Annotated in this window: 2 protein-coding genes; both read right to left on the bottom strand. The window is 70.7% G+C overall.

What is annotated here, in order from left to right:
• Positions 1–1395: type I polyketide synthase (locus IE247_RS33685; RefSeq protein ID WP_190127183.1), on the bottom strand; the 1395-nt coding region annotated here is incomplete at its 3' end.
• A gap of 165 nt (positions 1396–1560) precedes the next feature.
• The coding region (locus IE247_RS33680; RefSeq protein ID WP_190127182.1) for a type I polyketide synthase at positions 1561–8557 on the bottom strand (6997 nt) is incomplete at its 5' end.

The raw sequence follows: 8557 nt of genomic DNA, 5'->3' as shown, positions 1-8557 counted from the left end.
CTCCACGATCACATGCGCGTTCGTACCACTGAAACCGAACGACGACACACCCGCACGACGGGGATGTGTGGTCTCGGGCCACGCCGTCCGCTCGGTGAGCAGGGAGACCGAGCCCTCCGACCAGTCCACATGGGGCGAGGGCTCGTCGATGTGCAGGCTCTTCGGCAGCACGCCGTGGCGCATGGCCATCACCATCTTGATGACGCCGGCGACTCCGGCCGCCGCCTGCGTGTGGCCTATGTTCGACTTCACCGAGCCCAGCAGCAGCGGCTGTCCGTCGGCGCGGTCCTGGCCGTAGGTGGCGATCAGGGCCTGGGCCTCGATCGGGTCGCCGAGGCTGGTGCCGGTGCCGTGGGCCTCGACGGCGTCGACCTGGTCGGCGGAGAGCCGGGCGTTGGCGAGGGCCTGGCGGATGACGCGCTGCTGGGAAGGCCCGTTCGGGGCCGTCAGACCGTTGGACGCGCCGTCCTGGTTGATCGCCGAACCGCGCACCAGGGCGAGGATCGGGTGGCCGTTGCGCCGCGCGTCGGAGAGCCGCTCAAGGAGCAGCACTCCCACGCCTTCCGCCGGGCCGAATCCGTCGGCTCCCGCGGCGAAGGCCTTGCAGCGCCCGTCCGCGGACAGTCCGCGCTGCTTGCTGAACTCGACGAAGAGCCCAGGCGTGGACATCACATGGACGCCGCCGGCGAGAGCGAGGGAGCACTCGCCCGCGCGCAGCGCCTGCGCCGCCAGATGCAGTGCGACGAGGGAGGCCGAGCAGGCGGTGTCGACGGTGACGGCGGGGCCTTCGAGACCGAAGGTGTACGAGAGGCGGCCGGACATCACACTGGCCGCGTTGCCGGTGCCCAGGTGGCCCGCGTAGTCCTCGGACGCCTCCAGGAGCGGGGTGAGGTAGTCGGAGCCGTTGATGCCGACGAAGACGCCCGCCTGGCTGCCGCGCAGCGACGAGGGGTCGATGCCCGCCCGCTCGAACGCCTCCCACGAGGTTTCGAGAAGAAGACGCTGCTGAGGATCCATCGCCATCGCCTCACGCGGCGAGATCCCGAAGAACGCGGCGTCGAACGAGGAGGCGTCACGGAGGAACCCGCCCTCGCGGGTGACCGACGTGCCCTGGTCGTCGGGGTCGTCCGAGAAGAGATTGTCGAGGTCCCAGCCACGGTCCGCCGGGAATTCGGTGAGCGCGTCCCCGCCGGAGCCGATCAGCTCCCAGAGTTCCTCGGGAGAGTTCACACCGCCGGGGAAACGGCAGCTGATCGCCGTAATGGCGATGGGCTCATGGGCCTGGCTCTCGATTTCCCGCAGCCGTCCGTGTGCCTCATTGAGATCCGTCGTGACCTTCTTGAGGTACTCGCGGAGCTTTGCTTCGTTCGCCACTGGCGCTTCACCTATTCGCATGGTCGAGATCGTGGAGGTATTCGCACGCACTCGGAATGTCTTGGGGTGTCTCAGGTGTCTCAGGTCTCTCGGTCCAAGACCTGAGGCGTCAGACCCTGGTTCCTGAATTCGGGGTCCGGGGCCGGACGTACCGCCGGGGCTCCGGCGGTACGTCCGGCTCCCGGGTCACCCCTGGCCGAACTTCTGGTCGATGAGGGCGAACAGCTCGTCGTCGCTCGCGTCCTCGATCTCCTTGGCCCCGCCGTCGCCGTCCGCCGCCCGGGCGTCGTTCCACTGGCTCAGCAGGGCCTGGAGGCGCACCGCCACCCGCGCGTGCGCGGCCTCGTCGCCGACCGTGGCCGACAGTTCCTCGGGCGCCAGCGAGGAGAAGGTGCTCTCCAGCCGGTCGAGTTCCTCCATGACGGAGAGCTTGCGCTCGACCGGTTCCGGTGCCACCTCGCTCAGCAGGTGCTCGGCGAGCGCGGCCGGGTTGGGGTGATCGTAGACCAGGGTGGCCTGGAGCCGCAGGCCGCTGGCGGCCACCAGCCGGTTGCGCAGCTCGACCGCCGTCAGGGAGTCGAAGCCCAGCTCCTTGAAGGCCTGCCCGCCGCCGATGGCCTCGGCCGACTTGTATCCGAGCACGGCGGCCACCTGACCCCGTACCAGATCCAGTACGGTCCGCTCCCGTTCGGCGGCCGACAGCTCGGCCAGCCGCTCGGCGAGCGTGCGCTCCCCTGTGCCGTCAGCCGTCGCGTTCGCCGCAGCGTTCGCCGTCGTCGTGCGGGTCCCGCTCTGCGCCGATCTGCGCGCCGGGGTCCGCACCAGGGAGCGGAACATCGGCAGGACACCGCCGTCGGCGGCGCGCGCCCGCAGGGTCGCGGAGTGGATTCCGACCGGCAGGAGTACGGCCTCGTCCATCGTGACGGCGGTGTCGAAGAGCGCGAGGCCCTCCGCCGCCGACAGCGGTGCGACACCGCCCCTGGCGGCCCTGCTCCGCTCCGCCTCCGTCAGCCGGCCCGCCATGCCTTTCTCCTCGGCCCACATGCCCCAGGCCAGGGAGAGCGCGGTGAGTCCGCGCGCCCTGCGGTGCCGGGCGAGGGCGTCGAGGAAGACATTGGCCGTCGCGTAGTTGGCCTGTCCCGCGCCGCCCAGTGTGCCCGCCGCGGCGGAGAACAGGATGAACGCCGACAGATCGAGATCGCGCGTCAGCTCGTGCAGATGCAGCGCCGCCTCGGCCTTCGGCCGCAGCACCACGTCCATTCGCTCCGGGGTGAGCAGATCCACGACTCCGTCGTCCAGCACGGCCGCGGTGTGCACGACGGCCGTCAGCGGGCGGCTCTCCGGCACGGACCCCAGCAGCCCGGCCAGCGCGGCCCGGTCGGCCACGTCGCACGCGGCCCAGGTCGCCTCGGCCCCCAGCGCCCGCAGCTCCGCCGTCAGTTCGGCCGCGCCGTCGGCCCGCTCGCCCCGCCGGCTGGTGAGCAGCAGATGCCGTACGCCGTGCTCCGCGACCAGGTGCCGGGCGAAGAGCCCGGCCAGTCCGCCGCTCGCACCGGTGATCAGGACCGTGCCCGCCGGGTCGATCCGGCCGGTCGTCGTGACCGGGAGGCCCGTACCGATGCCCGTACCGCCGCCCGCCCTGGCCAGCCGCGGTACGTACAGCGCACCGCCGCGTACGGCCGTCTCGGGCTCGGCGGAGGCGAGGACCCCCGGCAGTGCCCGGCAGGGGTCGGCGGCCGTCGCCGCGCGGTCGGGATCGAGGTCGAGGTCGAGGTCGACGAGTACGAAACGGTCCGGGTTCTCCGTCTGCGCCGCGCGCAGCAGCCCCCACACCGGAGCGTGGGCCAGATCGACGTCCGTCTCCTCGTCCGTGGCCACCGCGCCGCTGGTGACGACGGCCAGCCGCGCCCCGGCGAACCGGGCGCTCTCCAGCCAGCCGCGTACGACCCCCAGCGCCCGGTGCGCGACCTCGCGCACTTCCCGCGCGAGGTGAGCGGCCTCCGTGGCCGTGTCGGCGCAGAGGGGCTGTGTCCGGTCCGCGATGAACGGTACGAGAACCGTGTCCGGCACCGGGCGTCCGGCCGTGACCGCCGCGTCGAGCGCCGCCAGGTCGTCGTACGCGTCGGCGGTGAGCCCGGCCGCCGTCAGTCCGGCGAGCAGCGAACGGTCGCCGTCGGCGTCCCCGACGACGGCGAGGTTCATGAGCGCCTGGCGTCCCGGGGCCCGGGTGGGCACCCAGTCGAGCCGGAACAGCGACTCGTCGGCCCCGGCGGGCGCCACCGCGAATCGTTCGGCGTCCGCCTTCTCCGTCACCAGCGCTTCGACCGAGCCGACCGGCACACCCTTCTCGTCGCTCAGGGCGACGGAAACGGTGTCCTGACCGCCCGGGGTGAGGCGCAGCCGCAGGACGTCGGCCCCGACGGCGTGCAGCCGCACACCGCGCCAGGCGACGGCCAGCCGGCCCGTGCCGGAGTCTGAGTCTGAGTCTGAGTCTGTACCAGTGGCCGCGAGCGCCTGCGACGCGGCGTCGAGGAGCGCCGGGTGGAGCGAGAACCGCCCGGCCGAGGTGTGCTGCTCGTCGGAGAGTCTCGCCTCCGCGTAAAGCTCCGCGCCGTGCGTCCACACCTGGGTCAGGGTCCGGAAGGCCGGACCGTGGTGGAGACCTGCGGCCGTCAGACGGTCGCGCACCGCGTCGACGGAGACCGGCCGGGCCCCGGCGGGCGGCCACTGCGCCGACTCCTGCGGACCGTCGGCCTCCACCGCGCCGTCCCCGGCGGAGAGGAAGCCCGTGGCATTGCGCGACCACACCCCGCCCGCGAGTTCGTTCCCGCCCTCGGGCTCGACCCTGCTGTGCGCCTGTACCGCCCGCCGTCCGGTCCCGTCCGCCGCGCCCACGGTGAGGCGCAGCTGTACGGCTCCCTTCTCGGGGAGCACGAGCGGCGCTTCGAGCGTCAGCTCGTCCACCGTGTCGCAGCCGACCTCGTCACCGGCGCGCACCGCCAGCTCGATGAAGGCCGCGCCGGGAACCACGACGGTGTCGGCCACCGCGTGGTCCGCGAGCCAGCCGTGCGTACGGAGCGAGAGCCGGCCGGTGAAGAGGAACCCGTCCGAGTCCGGCAGCTCGACCGCCGCCCCCAGCAGCGGATGCCCGGCCTTGCCGATACCGACCGAGGCGACATCGTCGAACTCGGCGAACGAGTCGATCCAGTACCGCTCCCGCTGGAAGGCGTACGTCGGCAGGTCGACCCGCTGTGCGCCGGTTCCCGCGAAGTACGCCGCCCAGTCGACGGCGATGCCCCGCGTATACGCCCTGGCCAGGGTCGACGTCACCGTCTCGGCCTCCGACCGGCCCTTGCGCAGGACCGGCAGGAAGGCTGCGGTGGCAGTGCTGTCGGTGACGCACTCCTGGGCGAGGGCGGAGAGGATGCCGTCGGGGCCGAGTTCGAGGTACGTGGTGACTCCGGCGGCTTCGAGGGCGCGGACGCCGTCGAGGAAGCGGACGGCCTCGCGGACATGGCGTACCCAGAACTCGGGAGTCGACATGTCGTCGCCGACGAGAGTGCCGGTGAGGTTCGAGACGACCGGAATCTTCGGGTTGTCGTACGAAAGGGTTTCGATCGCTGCACGGAAGTCGGCGAGCATGCCGTCCATGTGCGGCGAGTGGAACGCATGGCTGACGGTGAGCCGCTTCGACTTACGGTCCGGGAACTGCTCCACGATCGCGAGAGCAGCGCTCTCGTCACCCGCGATCACCACCGACTGCGGGCCATTGATCGCGGCAATGCTCACGCGGTCCGTGAGCAGTGGGAGGATCTCGTCCTCCGACGCCTGGACCGCGATCATCACACCGCCCGAAGGCAGCGCCTGCATCAACCGGCCACGAGCCGCCACCAGCGTGCACGCATCGGCCAGCGAGAACACACCCGCCACATGCGCCGCAGTGATCTCACCGATCGAATGACCGGACAGGAAGTCCGGCCGCACACCCCACGACTCCAGCAGCCGGAACAGCGCCACCTCGATCGCGAACAGCGCGGGCTGAGTCACCGCCGTCTGATCGAGAGCACCGCTCTCATCACCGAACAGTGCTTCCTTCAACGGCATATCGAGATCAAAGCGGGCACACACCGAATCCAACGCGTCCGCGAACACCGGATACGCCTCATACAGCTCACGCCCCATCCCCAGCCGCTGACTCCCCTGCCCCGTAAACAGGAACGCCACCTGGTGATCGGGGTTCGCGATGCCTTGAATCGTCTCTGCGGAGTGGTCTCCCGTCGCCAGCGCGGTGAGTTCCGCCAGGAATCCGTCCCGGTCGGCAGCGATGAGCACCGCACGGTGATCGAGCGCCGCCCGGCCGGTCGCGAGGGAGAGTCCGACATCCACCGGGCGGACCGCGCCGTCGGCCACGAGACGGCCGTGCAGCCGCTCCGCCTGTTCGCGCAGGGCCGCCTCGGTCCGGCCGGAGAGAACCCACGCGGTCGTCGCGGGGATGCCCTCGGGCAGGCCGCCCTCCGGCCGGCCCACAGAGGTCAAAGCCGTCCCGGTAACGGCCGGGGCCTGTTCCAGGATGGTGTGGGCGTTCGTCCCGCTCACACCGAACGACGAAACGGCGGCCCGGCGCGGGCGGCCGGTCTCCGGCCACTCCACCGCCTCTGTCAGCAGGGAGATGTCACCCGCCGACCAGTCGACGTGCGGAGTCGGAGCATCGACGTGCAGGGTCTGCGGCAGCACCCCGTTCCGCATCGCCAGCACCATTTTCATCACCCCGGCGACACCGGCGGCAGCCTGCGTGTGCCCGATGTTCGACTTGATCGAGCCGAGCAGCAGCGGACGGTCCTCGGACCGGTCCTGACCATAGGTGGCAAGGAGTGCCTGCGCCTCGATCGGGTCACCCAGCCGCGTACCCGTTCCGTGCGCCTCCACCGCATCCACATCGGCGGCGGACAGACCAGCACTCGCCAGCGCCTGCCGGATCACGCGCTGCTGAGACGGACCATTCGGAGCCGTCAAACCATTCGAAGCACCGTCCTGGTTGACCGCCGAACCACGCACCACCGCGAGAACGGGGTGGCCATTGCGCCGCGCGTCGGAGAGCCGCTCGACGAGGAGCATGCCGACACCCTCACCCCAACCCGTACCGTCCGCCCCCGCCGCGAACGCCTTGATACGACCGTCCTCCGCAAGACCGCCCTGACGGCTGAACTCGACGAACGCGCCCGGGGTGGACATCACCGTCACACCACCGGCCAGCGCGAGTGAGCACTCACCGTTGCGCAGCGACTGCACTGCCAGGTGCAGGGCGACCAGCGAGGCCGAGCAGGCGGTGTCGACAGTGACGGCGGGGCCTTCGAGACCGAAGGTGTAGGAGAGCCGGCCGGACACCACGCTCGCCGAGTTGCCGGTGCTCATGAAGCCGTCGCCGCCGTCGGCCGAGTTCAGCACGAGGGAGAGGTAGTCCTGTCCGTTGGTGCCGACGAAGACACCGGCCTGGCTGCCGCGCAGCGTCGCCGGGTCGATACCCGCCCGCTCGAACGCCTCCCACGAGGTTTCAAGAAGAAGACGCTGCTGAGGATCCATCGCCAGCGCCTCACGCGGCGAGATCCCGAAGAACCCCGGGTCAAAGTCAGCCACGTCGTACAGGAAGCCGCCCTCACGGGTGTACGAGGCGTCCTGCCCGTGTTCCGCGCCGAACAGCGACTCCGCGTCCCAGCCACGGTCGGCCGGGAACTCGCCCATGGCATCGCCGCCGCTCTCCAGCAGTTGCCAGAGGTCCTCCGGGGTGCGTACACCGCCGGGGAAACGGCAGCTCATCGCCACAATCGCAATCGGGTCGTCGTCCACGGCGACCGCGAGGGCCGTCGGCACGGCCACCTCAGGCCCCGCACCGAGCAGCTCGCCACGCAGATACTCAGCGAGAGCCGCCGACGTCGGATAGTCGTAAATCAGCGTCGCCGGGAGACGCAGCCCGGTCGCCGCGCCGAGCCGGTTGCGCAGCTCGATCGCCGTCAGCGAGTCGAAGCCCAGCTCCTTGAACGCACGTCCCGCGCCGACGGTCTCTGTTCCCATGTGGCCGAGCACCCCGGCCACTTCCTTGCGGACGAGATCGACCAGGACCCGGTCCCGCTCCGAGGCGGAGAGTCCCGCCAGCCTCCGGGCCAGCGAGTCTTCCTCAGCTGAACCCCGGTCATCACCGTCACGGCCGGCGGACACGCCTTCCGCGAGAAGGCCGAGAGCACGCTGCGCCTCAGGCAGTTCCGCCAGAAGACCACTGGCCCGTACCGCCGTGAAACCGGGTGCGAATAGTTCCCACTCGACGTCCACGACGGTGATCACCGCATCGTTCCCACCCACCGCCTGCCGCAAGGCGCTAATGGCCGCGTCCGCGTTCATGGGCGGTACTCCGCCCCGGCGCATGCGTGCGTCGAGAGCATCGTCAGCGGCCATACCGCCGTCCGCCCACGGCCCCCACGCCAGCGACGTCGCCGCCAGACCGTCAGCACGACGCTGCTCGGCCAAAGCATCCAGATAAGCATTGGCAGCCGCGTAGTTCGCCTGCCCGGCGGTTCCCCATGTGCTCGTGACGGAGGAGAAGAGGACGAAGGCGTCCAGCTCGATCCCGAGTTCACCCGTCAGCTCATGCAGATTCAGGGCCGAGACGGCCTTAGCGCGCAGGACGCTCTCAAACCTGTCCGGTGTCAGAGCATCGAGTACGCCGTCGTCCAGGACACCGGCCGTATGCACCACAGCTGTCAGCGAACCCGCAATCGTGGACAGCAGTACGCGCAGGGCATCACGGTCGGCGGCGTCACACGCCACCACCTCCGCCTCAACACCCAACCCGGTCAGCTCCGCGACCAACTCAGCCGCACCCGGAGCCTCCAGGCCACGACGGCTCGTCAGCACCAAACGGTCAGCACCCGCACCCGCCAGCCACCGAGCGACCCGACCGCCAAGAGCGCCTGTACCGCCCGTGACCAACACCGTGCCACCCGGCACCCAACCCACAGAACCCGCACCACGAGGAGCACGCACCAACCGACGCCCGAACACACCCGACGAACGAACCGCGACCTGATCCTCACCACTGCCGGACAAGACCCCGGCCAGGCGAGCAGCCGCACGATCGTCCAGAACAGCGGGAAGGTCGATCAGACCACCCCAGCGCTCCGGAACCTCCAGA

This window comes from Streptomyces inusitatus, from assembly GCF_014651115.1.
GTDB lineage: Bacteria > Actinomycetota > Actinomycetes > Streptomycetales > Streptomycetaceae > Streptomyces > Streptomyces amakusaensis.
The sequence above is the reverse complement of the archived record's forward strand: the minus strand, read 5'-3'. Positions and strand labels throughout refer to the sequence as shown.